The sequence below is a fragment of the Klebsiella sp. GG_Kp173 genome (assembly GCF_040062415.1).
Taxonomy (GTDB): domain Bacteria; phylum Pseudomonadota; class Gammaproteobacteria; order Enterobacterales; family Enterobacteriaceae; genus Klebsiella; species Klebsiella quasipneumoniae.
This window is the reverse complement of the sequence record NZ_JBEAFZ010000086.1, coordinates 71,860-89,508: the sequence shown is the minus strand read 5'-3', so window position 1 is coordinate 89,508 and position 17,649 is coordinate 71,860. Positions and strand designations below refer to the sequence as shown.

Here is a 17,649-nt window from a genome sequence, read left to right as displayed (position 1 = left end):
CCACTCAGACCGGTTTTACGCCGGCGGCCAGCAGGGCCTGTTCAAATTTGTCGAGGAACACATCCAGTTCCGCGTTGCTGATCAGCAGGGACGGCAGCAGGCGCAGCACGCAGCCGTGACGGCCACCGCGCTCCAGAATCAGGCCCGCTTCGAAGCATTTCTTCTGCAGCAGGGCGGAGAGTTCGCCGTCAGCCGGGTAGCAACCCATGTGATCCTGCGCTTCGTTCGGCTTGACGATTTCGATACCGATCATCAGACCGAGACCGCGAACGTGGCCGATTACCGGGTAGCGTTTCTGCAGCTCCGCCAGTTTGCCTTTCAGCCACTCGCCCTGGGCGGCGACTTTGTCGGCAATCTTGTTGTCGCGCAGATGACGCAGGGTGGTCAGGCCGGTAGCCATCGCCAGCTGGTTGCCGCGGAAGGTGCCGGTGTGGTGACCCGGTTCCCAGGCGTCGAACTGCTTTTTAATGCCCAGCACCGCCAGCGGCAGACCGCCGCCAACCGCTTTCGACATCACGATGATGTCCGGCTGAATACCGGCGTGTTCGAAGGCGAAGAATTTACCGGTACGGGCAAAGCCAGCCTGCACTTCATCGACGATCAGCAGAATGCCGTGCTCTTCGGTCACTTTGCGGATGCGCTGCAGCCACTCGACCGGCGCCGGGTTCACGCCGCCTTCGCCCTGAACGGCTTCGAGGATAACCGCCGCCGGTTTACGGACGCCGCTCTCCACGTCGTTGATCAGGTTTTCGAAGTAGTAGGTTAGCGCTTTGACGCCGGCTTCGCCGCCGATGCCCAGCGGGCAGCGGTACAGGTGCGGGTAAGGCATAAACTGTACTTCCGGCATCATGCCGTTGACCGCCGCTTTCGGCGACAGGTTGCCGGTGACCGACAGCGCGCCGTGGGTCATGCCGTGATAGCCGCCGGAGAAGCTGATCACCGCGGAACGGCCGGTGTATTTTTTCGCCAGCTTCAGCGCCGCTTCCACGGCGTCAGCCCCGGAAGGACCGGTGAACTGCAGGCAATACTCTTTCCCTTCGCCCGGCAGGCAAGAGAGCAGGTATTCGGAGAAACGATCTTTTAACGGGGTAGTCAGATCGAGAGTATGTAACGGCAAGCCGCTGGTAATGACACTTTGGATGCTCTGCAATACATCAGGGTGGTTGTGGCCCAGAGCGAGAGTACCGGCGCCGGCGAGGCAGTCCAGGTACTGTTTGTTATCCGCATCCGTCAGCCACACGCCTTCAGCTTTAGTGATAGCCAGCGGTAACTTACGCGGGTAACTCCTGACATTCGATTCAAATTCGGCCTGACGGGCCAAAAAGGTTTCGTTGTTTGCGTCTAATAAATCAGCACGTAAAGTATCAATACGGACTTTATCCGTCATCATATCACTCCCACAACCAGCATTGCGGTTGAACGCTGGTTGAATAATTGGTGTAAGGAATTGAATTGGCATTCATAAAGCGCGCACAATATATGGCTTTTTAAATCCGCATTCAACGTTTTATTGATTGCGTTATTTTGACGCTATTCTTACCGGGGTAAAAATTAACATAACCTGCTGAATTATAATAAAACAATCCAAGGTAACGATAACCCTTTAAAGTGTAATTATTAGTGAGAAAGTCTCTATATTTTTATTGCCGCTGCGTTAAAGCGCTGACGGAAAGCCTTCCGTCAGCGATAGCAAGAGTCAATGCAGCTCAACCGCATAATTTGTTAAAGGTGTAACTTTTTTCACCAACTTATTGTTATATAAAAACTGTTCGTAAGTGTCATAGCGCGCTTTATCCAGCGCCGCCGGATCGGTGGCGAACAGCGGCACGGTTTGCAGCCACGCCTGATGGTTAAGCTCGGTCTTCAGCTCCGGGTGCGCGGCGGCGAACGCCTCCCAGCTCTCCTGTGGATGGGCGCGCAGATAGCTGACCCCGGCCTGCAGGGCGGTGAGGAATTTACGGATTTTCGCCTCATGAATCGCGTCGCGGTGGGCGACAATCACCAGCTCGTCATAGGCCGGTACGCCATAATCCTCAACGTTCATCACCACTGGAGCTTTGCCCTGCAGCTTCAGCTCCTGCGCTTCTATATTACGATAGCCGCCGATGACCGCATCCACCTGGCCCGCCAGCAGAGCGCTGGTCAGCTGAAAATTGACGTTGACCAGCTTGATACTGGCCGGATCGATCCCCGAATGCTGCGCCATGGTCGCCAGGGTGGCCTGCTCAATGCCGCTGACCGAGTAACCCACCTTCCTGCCTTGCAGATCCGCCGGGGTTTTGATCTGCTTATCGAGGGCGATCACCGTATTTAGCGGCGAGTTGATCAGGGTGCCAACGCGCACCAGCGGTAACCCTTCGTCAGCGAAGAAGTGCACCTGCGGCTGGTAGGTGATGGCCAGGTCTGCCTGACGGGCGGCCACCATACGGGGCGGCAGCGCCGGATCCGACGGAGGGACAATCTTGACGTCCAGACCCTGGGCCTTAAAGGCGCCGATCTGCTCGGCCACCATAATCGGCGCATGGTCGGGGTTAATATACCAGTCCAGCACCAGGGTGAGCGGTTCATTGGCCAGCGCGTGACCGCTGAGCAGCGCCGTCAGGGTTGCCCCGGCGAAAAGCGACGTTTTCATCTGTTTTCCTTTATTACTTCATGATTATTCCGGCGACCAGTCGATCAGCCGGTGCAGCAGGGTGTCTACCGCCAGCCACAGGAAGAGGGTCAGCAGCACTAAAATAAACAGCGCGGCGAAGCAGATATCGGTTTGCAGCCGCGCGTTGGCATTGAGCATGACGTAGCCCAGTCCCTCGGCGGAGCCGACCCATTCGCCGATAATGGCGCCGATGGGGGCCACCGCCGCCGCCATGCGCAGGCCCGAGCCCAGCGCCGGCAGGGCGGCCATCAGGCGGACATGCCGTAGCTGAGCGCCAAAGGAGGCGTTCATGCTGCGCGCCAGATCGAGATAGTCGTGGTTGACCCGTCGCAAGCCGTCAAAGAAGGCGGAAGTGACGGGAAAGAAAATCACCAGCACCGCCATCGCCACTTTGGCGCTCATGCCAAACCCCAGCCACAGCACCAGCAGCGGGGCGAGGGCAAAGACCGGGATCGCCTGGCTGGTGAGCACCAGCGGCATCAGCCAGCGCTGCAGGCGCGGGGAGAGGATCATGCCCAGCGCCAGCGTGACGCCGAGCGCCACCCCCAGCGCCAGGCCGCTGAGGATCTCGCTGAGGGTAATCAGCGTGTGCCAGCCGAGATAGGCGCGATTGACCCACAGCGCCTCGGCGACCGCCGCCGGGGAGGGTAAAAGAAAGCGAGGAATGCCGCTGCGGCTGGCCAGCCCCCAGAGAAGCATCAGTCCGCAGAACACCATGCCGCCGCGCCAGAGACGTCCGCTCATGAGTGGGCCCTCATCAACTGCTGCAGCAGCGCCGCCTGGGCGTTCAACAGCTCGGGCGCGTCCGGCGCGCGCGGAGGCGCGCCGGTGAGGTGATGGCTGTCGTCGATCTCCCCGTCGGCGGCCGAGAGGACCAGCAGACGGTGGCTCAGCCGGCAGGCTTCCAGCGGATCGTGGGTGATCAGCACCACCGTCCGCCCCGCCAGCAGGGTGGCCGCGAGGGTCTGAATGCGCGTGCGGGTGAGGGTGTCCAGCGCCGAGAAAGGCTCATCCATTAGCACGATGGGCCGGTCCTCATACAGGGTGCGGGCCAGCGCGGCGCGCTGACGCATCCCGCCGGAGAGCGTCGCCGGCCGGGCGTCGGCGCAGGAGGCGAGCTCCACCTGTTCCAGCAGGGTGGCGACCCGGGCGTGATCCACTTTCTCACCGCGCAGCCGCGCGCCGAGGGCGACGTTCTCCCGAACGCTCAGCCAGGGATAAAGCAGATCTTTCTGCCCCATCCACGCCAGGCGGCCGGGTATCGGCTTGCCGTCGCTGGCGACCACTTCCCCGCAGGTGGCGGGGGCCAGGCCGGCCATGACCCGCAGCAGGCTGGTTTTTCCGGCCCCGCTGGCGCCGAGCAGCGACACCCACTGGCCGCCGGGGACCGTCAGCGACAGATTGTCGAACAGGCGGCGGTCGCCGAAATGGAGGCTCAGATTGCGGACCTCGATACCTGGCGCCGTCACGCCCGGGACTCCACCGCGGCGTTGAGCCCCATCTGCCAGAACTGCGCCTCAAGGCGGGTGGCGGTGGTGAAGATGTCGCTCAGTTCAGTGATACGGGTCTCGCTTCCACGCTGTTGCCACACGGTCTCCAGCAGCGCCAGCGCGGCGCTGACGCCCTGCAGATAGCCTTCATCGCCGTAGTTGCGGATCCACGAGGCGTAAGGATTGTCGTCCAGTCGGGTGGTGGGGTGATGCAGCAGGCCCAGACCGATTTCGGCGTAACCCGCTACGCAGGGCATCAGAGCGACCAGCAGATCCAGCGCGTCGCCTGCATGGCCGATATCCAGCACGTAGCGGGTATAGTTGATGGTTTCCGGCGCTTCAGGCTGGGCGGCCATCTCCGGTTCGCTAATGCCCCACTGGGCGCAGTAGCCGACGTGCAGCGGCACTTCGTTAAGAATGGCGTTCATGGAGGCGGCCGCGGCGCGCATCTCCGGCAGCGTGCGCAGTTTACTCACCAGCAGCGCGTAGCTGCGGGCGAAATGGATCAGAAACAGATAATCCTGGGTGAGATAGCGACGAAATGCGCTTTCAGCAAGGGTGCCTTCGGCGAGCTGCCGGACGAAAGGGTGCGCCACATAGTGCTGCCAGTCAGCGGCGGCCAGCTGGCGTAAACGGCCATAAAGACCTTGGCTAAACGCGGGAACAATCACAGGACCTCCAGTTATGCAGGGGAGATCCGGGCGTGCAGGGGTGTGAACAGGCAATGGCGGTAATGCTGGCAAAATTGCCGACCCGTCCCTTCGCTGGCATGACCCAGATCAGGTTCAAAGGGTTCGGCTTGCGCCATCTCAGCCCTCACGGGACACCCCTCGGTAGCGCTATGTTATACGACATTCACCTTATGAATACAATCATCGCGCCGTCCGGCGAAGCGAAGGCGGCTTTCTGTGACGGCCAGCTCTTTTTTGTCCAAAAATACCCAAAAAACAGGCCACTGCGCGTTGGTGAGGGTTCTCCGGTTACGTTATATTTTCCTTATTCCGTTGTAATAATCCTGTTCGCCACGCGTGTCGTGCGCGCCCCAACGCCCTGGAGTGAGCATGAAATTCCCGCTGTCCACGCTGGCGCTTCTGTTTCTGTTGTGCCCGCCTGGCGATGCCGCCGATCTGTTCGATGCGGAAGATGGCATGCTCGACATGAGTCAGTATCTGGCGGAAAACCGTTACGGTTTTCTGCCGGTGCCGCTGGCGATAACCGAGCCGGCCATCGGCTATGGTGGCGGACTATTTGGCCTGTTTTTACACGGCAAAGGTAGCCGGGAGGGCGGGCAGTTTATTCCTCCGCCGCTCACCGCTTTTGGCGGGGCCGCCACGCAGAATGGCACCTGGTTTATTGGCGGCGGTCATCGTCACACCTGGCAGCATGATCGCATTCGTTACCTGGCGGGCGCCGGCTACGCTAACGTCAATCTGGATATCTATTCCGGCGATACTGGCGGCTTCAGCCATGCTAAACCGGTGCAGACGCAGACCAAAGGCGTCGCCGCGCTGCAAAAGCTGCTGTTTCGCCTGGGCGACACGCCGGTGTTCCTCGGGGCCTCCCAGGTGTATGCCCGGGCGGATGTCTCTACCGATAATCCACGGCTCAACCGGGTGTGGCAGCAGGTGCTCGGGCAAAACAGCACCTCTTCGGCGCTGGGGGTGGTGGCGGAATATGACACTACCGATAATATTTTCTATCCTCAGAGTGGGTTAGCGCTGAAGGGGGAATATCGGTTTTTCCGTTCGCTGCTCGGGGGCGATTATCACTACAACACTTTTTCGCTGGACGGAAAGGTGTTTATTCCGCTCAGCCAGACGCTGACCCTGGCGGTCGCGGGCAATTATCAGTCCTTAACCCACCATGATAAGCATCTGATGCCGATGGCGCGTCCTTATATCGCGTTGCGCGGGATTTCGCGCTACCGCTATCAGGGCGACTACGTGGCCACGGCGCAAACCCAGCTGGCCTGGGCGGTTACTCCGCGCTGGATCCTGCAGGGATTCGTTGGCGCCGGGAGCGCCGCTGACGCGGCGGATACGCTATGGGAAGAGTCAGAGGTGGCATGGGGGGCCGGTTTTCGATACCTGATCGCGCGACAGTACGGTTTACGTACCGGGATTGACGTGGCGTTCAGCGAGCATGAACAGGCGGTCTATTTCAATGTCGGTTCGGGTTTATAACTACACATGAGAACAAAAATGAGATCATCCGGCGCGGTGTTAACGCTGCTGTTAGCGGCCTGGGGCACGTCGGCTGCGGAGCCGGACGAGAGCGACAGCTATTTTCCGATCTGGGGCGAGGAGGCTCGCGCCAGGGGATATTCCATTCCGTTACCTTACGGCGTCAACCTGAGCTATATGAATATCCGACAGGATATCATGGTCGACAGTATTACCTTTTCCGGGCTTAAGCTCGGCAACCATCCCATTCCCAGCGATATGTTTGCCATCGATGCCGGGCACACCCGCGAGAAGAGCAAAACCGAAAACCTGCGCCTTGATATGTGGGTCTTTCCGTTCCTCAACGTATACGGACTGGTGGGGCATACCCGCGGGTCGTCCGTCTCGCAGGTCTCAGTGGATTCAGATCCGTCGCAGTTTCGCGGTCTGGACCGGGTTATCGCCGGCGCGGTTCACCAGCTTTATCAGAGCGGAAAGCTGCAGAATATTGATTTTACGCTTGATTTTAAAGGCACCACCTGGGGGACCGGCTTTACGCTCGCCGGCGGCTACGGCAACTGGTTTGGGTTAGTGGATACTAACTACACCCGCACCGACTTCGATATCCTCGACGGCAGCATTTCGGCGGTCACCGTCTCGCCGCGCGTCGGCTACCGCTTCAGTTTTCAGGGGATCGACGGGCCGTCCCATCTCAGCCTGTGGGTCGGCAGCATGTATCAGGACGTGCAGCAGGAGTTTAAGGGCGATCTCGCCGACCTGCACATGCCGCCAGAGCTGCAGCCCCTAATTGCCGCGGTCAATAAAGACGGCGAGGGCAAATTCGACGTTAAGCAAAAGCTGACCTCGCCGTGGAATATGCTGATTGGCGCCCAGTATGAAGTCACCAAAAACTTTAACGTGCTGACTGAATTCGGTTTTAACGACCGCAATAGCTTCTTTGTCTCCGGTGAATACCGCTTTTAACTAAACCTGCAGGCGCCGTCTGCCGGTAAGATGCGCGTTCTTTTGTTGCTGTGGAGAGGCTGTTGATGCGTAAAGCCTTATGGCTGTTATTCGCGCTGGCGCTGCCGGCGCTGGCGCAGGACCCGGTATTGCCCGCGGTGACGGCGATCCATCCGGTGCCCACCCTGGGCGAGCTGTCGCCGCCGGAATCGCTGCGGCCATGCTGCGCCTTTGGTTACGACCTGCACGTGCGGGCGGTGGGCATCCCCATCCCGGTGTACCAGATTGGTAACGTGCTGACTCTGGATTCTCTGGGCAAGCACCATTACAACGACAGCGCGCTCGGGGCGGTGAAAAATCTGCTGGGACTGAGCGAGGAGCAAAACGGGCTTATTTATACCCGTCGCGGCGGGTTTATCGATATTGCCCATGTGCGCGACACGGCGGATTACACCTTTTATCTGTTCAATCGCATTTCGCCGACGCTGGGCCAGGCGGGGCGCATATTCTACAGCGAAGAGCTGGGGGTGCGCCGCGTTCAGCTGAATGCCTTTACGCCGCCGCCGGGCGTCAGGCAGCGCTATCAGCTGGCGGCCTGGCTCGCCGGGCATCTGGCCTTCGAAATCGCCCAGTGGCATGAGATCGCCCAGTGGTATGGCTTCCAGTCGGTGCCGGGGTTTTCTGAGGAGATCTCCGCGTTTTCGCCGGAAGATCTCTATTCCAATTTACTGGGCGCCAGGCTGGCGATTAACGTCATCCTTAGCGGCCATGGCGGGTCAGTGGAAGCGTATAACCAGGCCATGGAGGCGGCGCTGAAAAAGGCGCTGACCCGGCTGATGGTGGCCACGCGAGGGGAGACGGAAGCGATGTTCCAGCGGATAGATGGCGACTGGTGGAACAGTCGCCGACGGGTGCCGGATAAATTTCTGGTGCTGAAGCGTAATTACGACCTGCAGGAAAACCGGCTGCCGACGCCGGTCCCTTTCGAAACCATGCCGCCGTATCGCCTGACCATGCCGTCGCAGGTGGCGGGATTCCGCTTGCGCGACCTCGGCGAGCTGCAGATCTACCCGGGGCACGATATGCAGGCTCTACCGGCGCCCGAGCAATACTATGGCGCCGCAGCGTTTCAGGGGCTGGCCGATCGCGCCCGCGAGGCCGATAAAACCCAGCTGGCGCGCATTGAAAAGTAACGTGGAAGGCTCAGGGCGAGGCCCTGAGCCGGCGAGTTAGCGGAAGTCGACCCAGCAGGCGCCGTTGTCGGCCGAGCGCACGCAGTTTTCCACCCAGCGGACGCCAAACGCCCCGGCGCGGGCGTCCGGATACCAGAAGTCGGCCAGCAGCGCTTCGTCGCGCCGGTCCGCGGCGTCCATAGCGATGGCGAAGCGGCGATAGAGATTCGACCAGGCCTCGAACAGCCCCTCCGGGTGACCACCGCCGATGCGATCATCCTGACGCGCCAGCGGATCAAGATAGTCCATGCCTCGCTCCAGAATGCGCGCTGGCTCGCCCTGCACCTCGTAACGCAGCTGGTTGGGCTGTTCATCCCACCATTCGAGACTGGCCTTTTCCCCCACGATGCGCACCTTTTGCCCGTGCATGGAGCCGCAGTTAACGGCGGAGCTCCACAGCGAGCCGATGGCGCCGTTGTCATACTCCATCAGCACCTGCGCGTTATCCTCCAGCGGCGCGCGGCTTTTAACGAAGCTTTGTCTGGCGCACATCAGCCGGGCGATCTTCAGCTGCGGGGCCATGGTTTCGACCAGAAACAGCGGGTGGGTGGCTAAATCCCCCAGCACATAGCTGGGGCCGACGAAGCGGGGATCGACCCGCCAGCGGGTACTGGCGTTTTCCTGCTCCACCGGCTGGGCGTGGAAGCCATGAGCAAACTGCATATTGACGATACGGATGTCGCCCAGCAGTCCGTCGGCGATCATCTGCCGGGCCTGGAGGATAAGCTGATGACCGGCATAGCCGTAGGTCACGCCGATGATTTTGTGCTGCCGCTGGCTGAGGGCCACCAGGTCGTCCGCCTCTTCGCTGCTGAAGCACAGCGGCTTTTCGCACACCACGTGCAGCCCGGCCTCCAGCGCCGCCCGGCAGATGGCATAATGGGTGTTATTCGGCGTGGCAATCGACACGGCCTGAATACCGTCCGGGCGGGCAGCCTCGCCGCGAAACAGACTCTGGTAGTCGGCGTAACAGCGATCGGGATCCACCCCCAGCTGTTGGCCGAACTGGCGCCCGCGTTCGGCATCAATATCAAAGGCGCCTGCCAGCAGCGCAAAGGTGTTATCGCGCAGGGCGGCAGAGCGGTGAATATAGCCAATCTGGCTGCTGCCGCCGCCGCCGACCATGCCCCAGCGCAGGGTGCGAGCGAGAGGTCTTAAACCGTTAATCATGGGGTATCTCCTGTCAGAATCCAACGCCGCGCAGATAGCGCAGGCTCTCCGTGACCGCCTGCAGGCTGCCTGCGGAATGGCGCGGATCACGCTCTTGTTCAATGGTTATCCAGCCCTGATAGCCGCGACGGGCAAGGAAATCGTTAATGGCCGGGTAGTCAATGGCGCCGCTGCCGAGCGGGCACATCACCCCTTCGGCGCAGGCGGTGAAAAAGTCGATACCTTCGGCGATGGCGCGCTGGTAAACCTGCGGATCCACATCCTTGAAGTGCAGGTAGTCGAGTCGCGCGTAATAGCGATCCAGCCAGGTGAGCGGATCCATTCCGGCGTAGTAGAGATGCCCGGTGTCCAGACACAACCCCGCCACGTCGTGCGGGATATCGTTGGCCAGCCGCTCGATTTCATCGGCAAATTCGATGCAGCCCCCGGCGTGGGGATGAATAACCGCCCGCACACCGTACTCCCGCCAGGCGAGGGTGCTGAGGGCGGTAATGTGCGTCATCATCCGCTGCCAGTCCTGGTTATTGAGGCGCGGAGCCAGCGCGCTGCGTCCGGCAAAGCGCGCCCGCTCGGGGTTGCCGAAGTCGATGATCACCAGATAGGGCGGCTGGAAAGGGTGCCCCGGGATAGGTTCGGCGGCCGGAACCTGAGACAGATTGCGGCATATTTGATGGGTCAGCGCCTCCAGAGTGGGGTAATGGGCCTCGCTCACCAGATCGTCAAAGATCGTCCCGGCGACCAGCGACAGCTGATGCTGGTCCAGCGCCGCGCGCAGGCTGGACGGGTCGGTGGGCAGGTAGCCCCACGGGCCGAGCTCGATGCTGCGATACCCGGCCTGCGCCGCCTCCTTCAGCACGGTAGCCCAGGCGGGAAGGTCAGGGTTTTTCGGGTCATCCACGCCCCAGCTGCAGGGGGCGTTGGCGATAGGATGTGTCATGTCGGCTTCCTTTTTTCACAGGGGATGCCGCTGAGTATTGAATAAAAATTTCATAGTCAACAATGTTGGAAGGATAATTTTATGATGGCCATCATGATTTGTATTGAGGTTGTTTTTGATAGTTATTTATCAAAATGAGGCGAGGCGTGGTTCAGACGTGAGGCAGCCCCATTGGCGACGGGGCGAGCGTTTACATATTTTCTTTGGTGATGATATCGAAAGGCTGAGGGTGCGAAATCACGTCGCTGGGCGGCCGCGAAACGGCTTCCGTCATGGCGCGCAGGGTGGCGGCGGCCAGGTCATCCAGCCGGTGGTTGAGAATGACATCGATGGTGCCGTCGATCAGCGCCAGTTCACTGCCGCTTAGCGGGCCATGGCAGACCAGGGTGACGGCCTGCTGGCGGCCGCTGTCGCGCAGCGCCCCGACAATCCCTTCGACGCCGCCGCAGGGAGCATAGATCGCCTGCAGGGCCGGGTACTGGCTGAGCAGCTTTTCCGTTACGCTTCTGGCGACATCCGCCCGTTCGTGGCTGCGAACCGGCTCGAGGATCTGCTGCCCTTTACCCTGCTCGCGCAGGCAGGAGCGGAAGCTGATCTCACAGCTTTCCTGACAGGTAAAACGATTATCGCCAATGATAATGGCTATTTCGCCTTCGCCACGGCATAAGCGGTCGATAAACCAGGCGGCGGTGCGCCCGGCTTTTTGGTTATCGAGGCCGATATAGCCGCTGCGCTGGGGAACCGACAGATCTGAAAGTAGAGTGAATACGCGAACGCCGCGGGCGGCGGCCCGGCCCACCGCATGGCGAATCAGCGGGTGATCCAGCGCCACCAGGCCGAGCACCTCCACCTCATCGCTGAGCCGGTGAATGGCCTGGGCCATTGCTTCCACCGCATCAATGGCAAAATGCAGGATCGCCGGCACCTGGCCCGCCGGTAGCCATGGGGCGGCCTCTCGCGTCAGCGCCTGGGCCAGCGGCAGGTAGAAGGAGTGGGTCTCCTGCAGCAGAATAAACCCCATTCTGACCGTGACCGGTGCTTTCCCCGCCGCCAGGCGATAGTGGGGCTGCTCGAGGGTAAACCCCAGTCGTCGTGCCGCCTCCAGTACGCTCAATGCCGTGGACTCCTTCACCGCCGCACGCTTGTTGAGCACCCGGTCGACGGTGGCAATACCGACGTTGGCTTCACGTGCGATATCGGCAAGCGTGATTTTAGTAGCGGATTTTTTCATTGTGATGGCCGTTTGTGATGAGAGTTATGATAGAAACTATCACGATTAGTCTGGGCATAAAAGCCGCAATGCGGGCATCCTGGACAAAGCCAATACGCAGCCAACGGGCGAGAAGACCGATAGACACACTCTGTGATCAAAAGCGACTACCAGTTCTGGTATTGCTGCTATGCTGTTGAAATAGAATTAATAAAAAAGACATTATCGCATCCAGACGGTTAAACCACGCGCAAAGTCGCCTCGGGTGGGCGTCGCTGCGTGCAGAACCGACTATACTTGCCGCGCACGCGCGTCATTAAGGCTATTCGGTTTCTTTGTTATCACTTTATACCAGCGTCAGGGACGCATATCGTTATGTGTCGCTTCTGCGCCGGGAATTGGTCGGTTTGGGGCCTGTATGTTATTAAAAGAACTGGCTGTTTTTGATGTATTAAGCACCCCGATATGGGTAGTCCATCCTTTTACTGAAAGTGTGGTCTATGCCAATCCGGCTTCCCGGACATTGAGCGGCGATATGTCGCTGAAGGAGATGCGTAACGGTATCTATTCGACCTGTCCTGAAACGCAGTTACAACATTATCTTCGCTATCTCGATACGATGACCGAGATATTTGAAGTCTGGACGTTACAGACGGGCAAGGGCCTGCAGTCGGTATATTGTAAAACCACCCTGGTCGACACCGACGACAGCGGTACCTTATTGCTGTTTGAAGCCGTGAAGCTGCTGGCGCAAAATCAATCCATTCATACCGGCTCCCGCCGTTATCAGCGACGCAACAATGGTTTTTTTGCCCGTTTTTTTATGACCAATACCGCGCCGATGCTATTGATCGATCCCAGTAAGGATGGTCGAATTGTCGATGCCAATATTGCGGCGCTGCGTTTTTATCATTATTCCGATGAGGAAATGCGCAATAAACATACCTGGCAAATTAATACCCTTGGTCGGGACGTGATCCCCATCATGAATAATATTGCTAATATGCCAGGCGGGCATAAACCGCTTAATTTTACGCATATTTTAGCCGACGGTACGCTGCGCCATGTCCAAACCTATGCCGGGCCCGTAGTGCTTTATAATATTCGACTGATGTTGTGCATTATTCACGATATCACCGAGGAAGTGCATCTGAAAAAAGAGCTGGAATTCTCTGCCGCCCACGATCCGCTCACCGGATTGCTTAATCGACGTGAATTTTATCGCCTCGTCGAGGCGCCGTCATTTATCGCGCAAGGCTTTTGTCTGCTGTTAATCGATATCGATCATTTCAAGAGCATTAATGATATTCACGGTCATCAAAAAGGGGATGAAGTCCTGCTGGTGATCTCCCGCATTCTGGAAACGTCGGTGGATCGCGAAGATAAAATTTATCGCTGGGGGGGAGAAGAGTTTCTGCTCTTTTTACCCCATTCGCCGATAGCGCGCGCCCTGATACTGGCGGAAGGGATCCGCCAGGCGGTCAGCGAGTATCAGACGCTGTCGGTGACGGTGAGCATCGGCGTGGCCGAACACCATGACGGGGAAGCGATTGATCAGCTTTTTTCCCGCGTCGATAAAGCGCTGTATGTGGCCAAAAATGGTGGGCGCAACCGGGTCTCGCGCCTGCCGTTTGAAAATGTGGAACTGCTGCATAGCCGCGGAGGCGCGGCCTGACCAGCCCGATGCTTTTTCTCCCCGCCGGACGCGCAGGCTGACTCATCGACTATACTGAGTGAACGCCAGCCTGCTGATTTAGGTGGCAATATTGTTAGCCTGTCGCTGAGGTGGCAAACGACATATGGTGCGTCTTTTCGTTCTCCTGTCGGTACTTTCGCTTTACGCGCCGGCGACGCTGGCGGCGAACGGTCACGCCATCAAGCAGCGTGCCGATGCTGTCCTGACCCTGATGAGCTATACCGTGGTCCCCGATGTGACCGCCAGCGATCTCAATATTGGCTCCGGGAGCAACGACAAACACAACCTGGCCATTACCCAGTTTGGCGGCGGGGCGACCCTGAGCGAGTCGTTTCCTCTCTATCTCGAAGGAACGATGGGCTACAGCCGTTACGACCCGCGTTTTGTGGTCAGCAATGGCGAACAGACGCGGAATGTGCCCACCAAGTGGAACAGCCTGACCACCACCGGCGGCGTCGGCTGGGATTTTTCGCTGCACCGGGATCGCTTTGGCGGCAACCTGGTGCTGCGGCCGATCGTCAATGTGATGCTCGGCACCCTGGCCAGCGATGCGCGCCTCGGCAGCTGGGTAATTGAGCGAAAAACCAACGCCGATCTGCAGTTCCTCGACGGCGGTCGGTTCAATGCATGGGGGCTCGGCGGGGCGCTGATGCTGGATTATGAACGCTTCTCCGCCACCCAGGATATTGATGCCGAGCTGCGTTACTCCTATATGCAACTGCAAAGTTTCGGCAGCAGCGCCGAGGTGGTGCAGGGGGAGGCCAGCGCGGAGAATCTCGGTCTGTATCTGCGCCGCCGCGCGCCGATCGCTGACTGGACGCTGCTGGGCAAACCTCTGCGCTACGTGCTGGAGGGGGCGCATACTGAATATCTGGGCGATCAGCGAGGGGCGCTGGGCTTCTCTGGTTTAACGTCGCTGGGGATTGGCCTCGAGCTGGACAGCAGTAAATACCCGGTCTTTATCACCCGCACCCGGCTGGTGGCGCGCTATATGTTCGGCAATAACACCACAGGCTATGGCGTTGGACTGGCGATGAGTTTTTGAAGGCCATTAACCCAGCTGCCGCCGGCCAGCGCCTTCTTACCCCGGGGGAGACCAGGGCGTAGGGGGGCAATAACCGCCCCCGCTGCCTGACGGTTCCCTCTCCCCCCAGTGTGAGGGCCAGGGTGAGGGTTAATCCTGACACCACACCCGCTCGCCGTTCACCCACGTCTCGCTGATATTACGCTCATCACCCAGGGTCATCAGTACGAACAGCTGCTCATAAATATCATGGCAGCGGCCCATCCGCAGACGCTGCAGCGGAGTGACCGCCGGGTCAATCACCACAAAGTCGGCCTCTTTGCCCGGCTGAAAATTGCCAATCTTCTCTTCCAGCCGCAGGGCGCGCGCGCCGCCGAGGGTGGCGTGATAGAAGGCCTCGCTGGCGCGCAGGCGATAGCTTTGCAGTTGTCCTACCTTGTAGGCCTCGCCCAGCGTCCGCAGCATGCTGAAGGTGGTCCCGGCCCCGACGTCGCTGCCGATACCCATCCGCACCTGGTGCTGCCAGCAGGCGGGCAGGCGAAACAACCCGCTGCCGAGAAACAGATTCGAGGTCGGACAGAAGGCGACAGCGGAACCGGTGTCATGCAGGCACTGCCACTCGGCATCATCAAGATGGATCCCGTGAGCAAATACGCTGCGCTCGCCGGTGAGCTGATAGTGATGATAGACATCCAGATAGCGCGCATGCTCCGGCCACAGCTGCTTAACCCAGGCGATCTCCTCGCGGTTTTCACTGAGATGTGTCTGCAGCCAGGTGTCGGGAAACTCGGCCCGCAGGCGCTGCACCGCCTCCAGCAACGCCGGCGTCGAGGTGGGAGCAAAGCGCGGGGTGATGGCATATCCCAGCCTGCCGCGCTGATGCCAGCGGCGGATCAGCGCCCGGGTCTGCTCGTAGCTCTCTCCGGCGGTTTCGCACAGGTAGTCGGGCACATGGCGATCCATCATCACTTTCCCGGCGATCAGGCGCATATTGAGGCGCAGCGCTTCGCTGAATAACGCCTCCACCGAGGCCGGATGCAGGGTACAAAACACCAGCGCGGTGGTGGTGCCATGGCTTATCAATTGATTTACAAAAAACTGCGCTATCTCCTGGGCATACTCCGCATCGGCAAACTGGCTCTCCACCGGGAAGGTGTAAGTGGTAAGCCACTCCAGCAGCTGTTCGCCAAAGGCGCCGATCATCTCGGTCTGCGGATAGTGGACGTGGGCATCGACGAACCCCGGCAACAGCAGCTTGCCCCGCAGGTCAACATAGCCCTTCAGCGGATGCAGAAAGGCTTCACCCTCCTGCCATGGCAGCAGCGCGACAATTTTTCCGTCCTGCAAGAACAACAGGCCATCATCGAGATAGCGGGCGTGGGCGGCCACCTCATCCGGGGTCTCCGCCACGCCGGCGATATCAAAAAATGCACCGCGCACCGCGGTCTGGTAATCCATCATCGAACCTGCCTTCTCTTAACGCTCTGGGAATAGTGATAAACAGCAAGATTGGTGCCAGTTTGCAGCCTGCCGCGGCCAGACGCCGCGGCAGAAGGGGAAGGTTACTCTTTTTGCGCCACCGCGCCGGAGCGGAAGGCGGCTTTCGCCTGCACTTCGCGCTCGTCGCGAGCCAGCCAGCGGTAGGTGGTCGCGCCGAGGAAGACGCCGATAAACCAGCTGAAGTTAGCCACTTCATGCAGGGCCGGAATAAAGCTGATAATCAGCCCCAGGCCCACCGACGGCAGCAGGGCGGCAATGGCTTTCGGGTTAAAGCCGTTGCGGTACCAGTATTTACCCTTCGGCGTATCGTCAAACAGGTCGTCCACCGACACCCGGCCGCGTTTGATCAGATAGAAGTCGGCGATCAGGATGCCAAACAGCGGGCCAATAAAGGCACCCAGCACGTCGAGGGTATAGTGGATCAGCTCCGGTGAGTTAAACAGGTTCCACGGCGTCAGGAGTATCGAGCCCACCGCGGCGATCATCCCGCCGGCGCGGAAGCTGATTTTCTGCGGCGCGCAGTTGGAAAAATCGAAGGCTGGCGAGACGAAGTTAGCCACGATATTGATGCCGATAGTGGCGGTGATCATGGTCAGCAGGCCGATGGCCACCGCCAGATCGTTGCCCACGCGGCTGACGGTTTCAATTGGATCGGTGATCATTTTGCCGAACAGCGACTGGGTGCCGGAGACAATCACCACGGTGACCACCGAGAACAGCAGGAAGTTGAACGGCAGCCCCCAGCGGTTGCCGCGGCGGATCTCGCCCATGCTTTTGCCGTAGCGGGAAAAGTCGCCGAAGTTAAGCAGCGGTCCGGAGAAGTAAGAGACGACCAGCGCCGTGGCGGTGATCATCTGCCAGGTCTGCTCGCCAGCGCTGAGGGATTTGCTGGCGAGGGTAAAGGAGATCCCATCCAGACCGGTCTTGTATACAATCCAGCCGGCCAGGGCCAGCATCACCACATACACCGCCGGACCGGCGATATCGATAAAACGCTTGATGGCGTTCATGCCGTGCCAGAACACCATCGCCTGCAGCAGCCACATGGTGGCGAAGCACAGCCAGCCGAGCGTCGACAGCCCGAGGAAACTGCTGCTGGTCAGCGCGGCAAGGGAGGGCCAGAACTTGAGCAGGACCAGCATCAGGGCGTTCGCCGCCAGATAGGTTTGAATACCGTACCAGGCGAAGGCGATTAGCCCGCGGATCACCGCGGGGATATTGGCGCCGAAGACACCGAACGCCTGACGACAGATCACCGCGTAAGGCACCCCGGCCATCTGGCTGGGCTTCGCCACAAGGTTAGCGCACAGCTGCACAATACAGATGCCCACCAGCAGGCAGAGCAAAACCTGCCAGCTGGCCAGCCCAAGCGTAAAAAAGCTTGCCGCCACCACGTAGCCGCCCATGCTGTGCACGTCCGACATCCAGAACGAAAAGATATTGTACCAGCTCCAGTTCTGGTCGCGGGTGGGCGCCAGATCGTCATTACATAGCCGCGGACTATAGCCGGCGGCCGCCTCGTGAGTCTTCGTCTGCTGCGTGTGGGATGAATGTGGCATGAAACCTGCTCCTCTGAATGAAAACCCTTTTGATATGGATTGCTGAGGCTATT

Annotated in this window: 15 protein-coding genes and 1 riboswitch; of the genes, 5 read left to right on the top strand and 10 right to left on the bottom strand. The window is 59.7% G+C overall.

Annotated features, from left to right (window positions below; all coding sequences use genetic code 11):
- Positions 1 to 4: 4 nt before the first annotated feature.
- The 5 genes from ABLU50_RS21215 to ABLU50_RS21195 all read right to left on the bottom strand — a co-directional run bounded on the left by ABLU50_RS21215 (position 5) and on the right by ABLU50_RS21195 (position 4,814).
- Positions 5 to 1,390 carry a diaminobutyrate--2-oxoglutarate transaminase gene (locus ABLU50_RS21215; protein ID WP_004202575.1) on the bottom strand — a complete coding sequence of 462 codons (1,386 nt, stop codon included), beginning with the start codon at positions 1,388 to 1,390 and terminating at the stop codon, positions 5 to 7.
- Positions 1,391 to 1,696: 306 nt separating this feature from the next.
- Positions 1,697 to 2,632 (bottom strand): ABC transporter substrate-binding protein, encoded by a 936-nt coding sequence (locus ABLU50_RS21210; RefSeq protein ID WP_004202574.1) that lies wholly within the window; start codon positions 2,630 to 2,632, stop codon positions 1,697 to 1,699.
- A gap of 24 nt (positions 2,633 to 2,656) precedes the next feature.
- Positions 2,657 to 3,397 carry an ABC transporter permease gene (locus tag ABLU50_RS21205; RefSeq protein ID WP_043519612.1) on the bottom strand — a complete coding sequence of 247 codons (741 nt, stop codon included), beginning with the start codon at positions 3,395 to 3,397 and terminating at the stop codon, positions 2,657 to 2,659.
- Complete coding sequence (locus ABLU50_RS21200; RefSeq protein WP_043519611.1) at positions 3,394 to 4,122, bottom strand: ABC transporter ATP-binding protein; 729 nt, start codon at positions 4,120 to 4,122, stop codon at positions 3,394 to 3,396. The genes ABLU50_RS21205 and ABLU50_RS21200 overlap by 4 nt, the downstream gene beginning before the upstream one ends.
- Positions 4,119 to 4,814: a TenA family protein gene (locus ABLU50_RS21195; protein ID WP_043519610.1), complete on the bottom strand. Its 696-nt coding sequence runs from the start codon at positions 4,812 to 4,814 to the stop codon at positions 4,119 to 4,121. Before ABLU50_RS21195 ends, ABLU50_RS21200 begins: the two co-directional genes overlap by 4 nt.
- Positions 4,815 to 4,882: 68 nt before the next feature.
- Positions 4,883 to 4,984, bottom strand: a riboswitch (TPP riboswitch).
- 220 nt (positions 4,985 to 5,204) lie between these two features.
- Between ABLU50_RS21195 and ABLU50_RS21190 the strand changes: the two genes are divergently transcribed.
- From ABLU50_RS21190 to ABLU50_RS21180, 3 genes are all read left to right on the top strand, one after another.
- Positions 5,205 to 6,326 carry a BamA/TamA family outer membrane protein gene (locus ABLU50_RS21190; protein ID WP_004202568.1) on the top strand — a complete coding sequence of 374 codons (1,122 nt, stop codon included), beginning with the start codon at positions 5,205 to 5,207 and terminating at the stop codon, positions 6,324 to 6,326.
- An 18-nt stretch (positions 6,327 to 6,344) separates the two neighbouring features.
- Positions 6,345 to 7,289, top strand: coding sequence for a lipoprotein (locus ABLU50_RS21185; protein ID WP_004202566.1), 945 nt, complete (start codon positions 6,345 to 6,347; stop codon positions 7,287 to 7,289).
- A 65-nt stretch (positions 7,290 to 7,354) separates the two neighbouring features.
- Entirely contained in the window at positions 7,355 to 8,461 is a 1,107-nt protein-coding gene (locus tag ABLU50_RS21180; RefSeq protein ID WP_004202562.1) for a DUF4056 domain-containing protein, read from the top strand.
- 36 nt (positions 8,462 to 8,497) lie between these two features.
- Here the strand turns inward: ABLU50_RS21180 and ABLU50_RS21175 are convergent, their stop codons facing one another.
- The 3 genes from ABLU50_RS21175 to ABLU50_RS21165 form a co-directional block, all read right to left on the bottom strand.
- Entirely contained in the window at positions 8,498 to 9,670 is a 1,173-nt protein-coding gene (locus ABLU50_RS21175; RefSeq protein WP_087833071.1) for a Gfo/Idh/MocA family oxidoreductase, read from the bottom strand.
- 13 nt (positions 9,671 to 9,683) lie between these two features.
- Positions 9,684 to 10,607 carry a TIM barrel protein gene (locus tag ABLU50_RS21170; protein ID WP_106479187.1) on the bottom strand — a complete coding sequence of 308 codons (924 nt, stop codon included), beginning with the start codon at positions 10,605 to 10,607 and terminating at the stop codon, positions 9,684 to 9,686.
- Positions 10,608 to 10,797: 190 nt separating this feature from the next.
- Complete coding sequence (locus ABLU50_RS21165; protein ID WP_087833072.1) at positions 10,798 to 11,838, bottom strand: LacI family DNA-binding transcriptional regulator; 1,041 nt, start codon at positions 11,836 to 11,838, stop codon at positions 10,798 to 10,800.
- Between the two features lie 397 nt (positions 11,839 to 12,235).
- On the opposite strand from ABLU50_RS21165, the gene ABLU50_RS21160 reads away from it, so the two are divergent.
- Positions 12,236 to 13,492: a sensor domain-containing diguanylate cyclase gene (locus tag ABLU50_RS21160; protein ID WP_012541652.1), complete on the top strand. Its 1,257-nt coding sequence runs from the start codon at positions 12,236 to 12,238 to the stop codon at positions 13,490 to 13,492.
- A gap of 124 nt (positions 13,493 to 13,616) precedes the next feature.
- Entirely contained in the window at positions 13,617 to 14,558 is a 942-nt protein-coding gene (locus ABLU50_RS21155) for a hypothetical protein (protein ID WP_057215389.1), read from the top strand.
- A gap of 129 nt (positions 14,559 to 14,687) precedes the next feature.
- On the opposite strand, the gene guaD is transcribed toward ABLU50_RS21155, so the two are convergent.
- Both guaD and ABLU50_RS21145 read right to left on the bottom strand, forming a co-directional pair.
- On the bottom strand, positions 14,688 to 15,998 hold the full coding sequence (gene guaD, locus ABLU50_RS21150) for a guanine deaminase (RefSeq protein ID WP_087833073.1): 1,311 nt from the start codon (positions 15,996 to 15,998) through the stop codon (positions 14,688 to 14,690).
- A 101-nt stretch (positions 15,999 to 16,099) separates the two neighbouring features.
- On the bottom strand, positions 16,100 to 17,596 hold the full coding sequence (locus ABLU50_RS21145; protein WP_023318315.1) for an NCS1 family nucleobase:cation symporter-1: 1,497 nt from the start codon (positions 17,594 to 17,596) through the stop codon (positions 16,100 to 16,102).
- Positions 17,597 to 17,649: the final 53 nt, after the last annotated feature.

Excerpts from the sequence above, each read along its gene's own strand:
- ABLU50_RS21215 (WP_004202575.1), bottom strand. The coding sequence starts at position 1,390 with ATGATGACGGATAAAGTCCGTATTGATACTTTACGTGCTGATTTATTA.
- ABLU50_RS21210 (WP_004202574.1), bottom strand. The coding sequence starts at position 2,632 with ATGAAAACGTCGCTTTTCGCCGGGGCAACCCTGACGGCGCTGCTCAGC.
- ABLU50_RS21205 (WP_043519612.1), bottom strand. The coding sequence starts at position 3,397 with ATGAGCGGACGTCTCTGGCGCGGCGGCATGGTGTTCTGCGGACTGATG.
- ABLU50_RS21190 (WP_004202568.1), top strand. The coding sequence starts at position 5,205 with ATGAAATTCCCGCTGTCCACGCTGGCGCTTCTGTTTCTGTTGTGCCCG.
- ABLU50_RS21185 (WP_004202566.1), top strand. The coding sequence starts at position 6,345 with ATGAGATCATCCGGCGCGGTGTTAACGCTGCTGTTAGCGGCCTGGGGC.
- ABLU50_RS21180 (WP_004202562.1), top strand. The coding sequence starts at position 7,355 with ATGCGTAAAGCCTTATGGCTGTTATTCGCGCTGGCGCTGCCGGCGCTG.
- ABLU50_RS21175 (WP_087833071.1), bottom strand. The coding sequence starts at position 9,670 with ATGATTAACGGTTTAAGACCTCTCGCTCGCACCCTGCGCTGGGGCATG.
- ABLU50_RS21170 (WP_106479187.1), bottom strand. The coding sequence starts at position 10,607 with ATGACACATCCTATCGCCAACGCCCCCTGCAGCTGGGGCGTGGATGAC.
- ABLU50_RS21165 (WP_087833072.1), bottom strand. The coding sequence starts at position 11,838 with ATGAAAAAATCCGCTACTAAAATCACGCTTGCCGATATCGCACGTGAA.
- ABLU50_RS21160 (WP_012541652.1), top strand. The coding sequence starts at position 12,236 with ATGTTATTAAAAGAACTGGCTGTTTTTGATGTATTAAGCACCCCGATA.
- ABLU50_RS21155 (WP_057215389.1), top strand. The coding sequence starts at position 13,617 with ATGGTGCGTCTTTTCGTTCTCCTGTCGGTACTTTCGCTTTACGCGCCG.
- guaD (WP_087833073.1), bottom strand. The coding sequence starts at position 15,998 with ATGATGGATTACCAGACCGCGGTGCGCGGTGCATTTTTTGATATCGCC.
- ABLU50_RS21145 (WP_023318315.1), bottom strand. The coding sequence starts at position 17,596 with ATGCCACATTCATCCCACACGCAGCAGACGAAGACTCACGAGGCGGCC.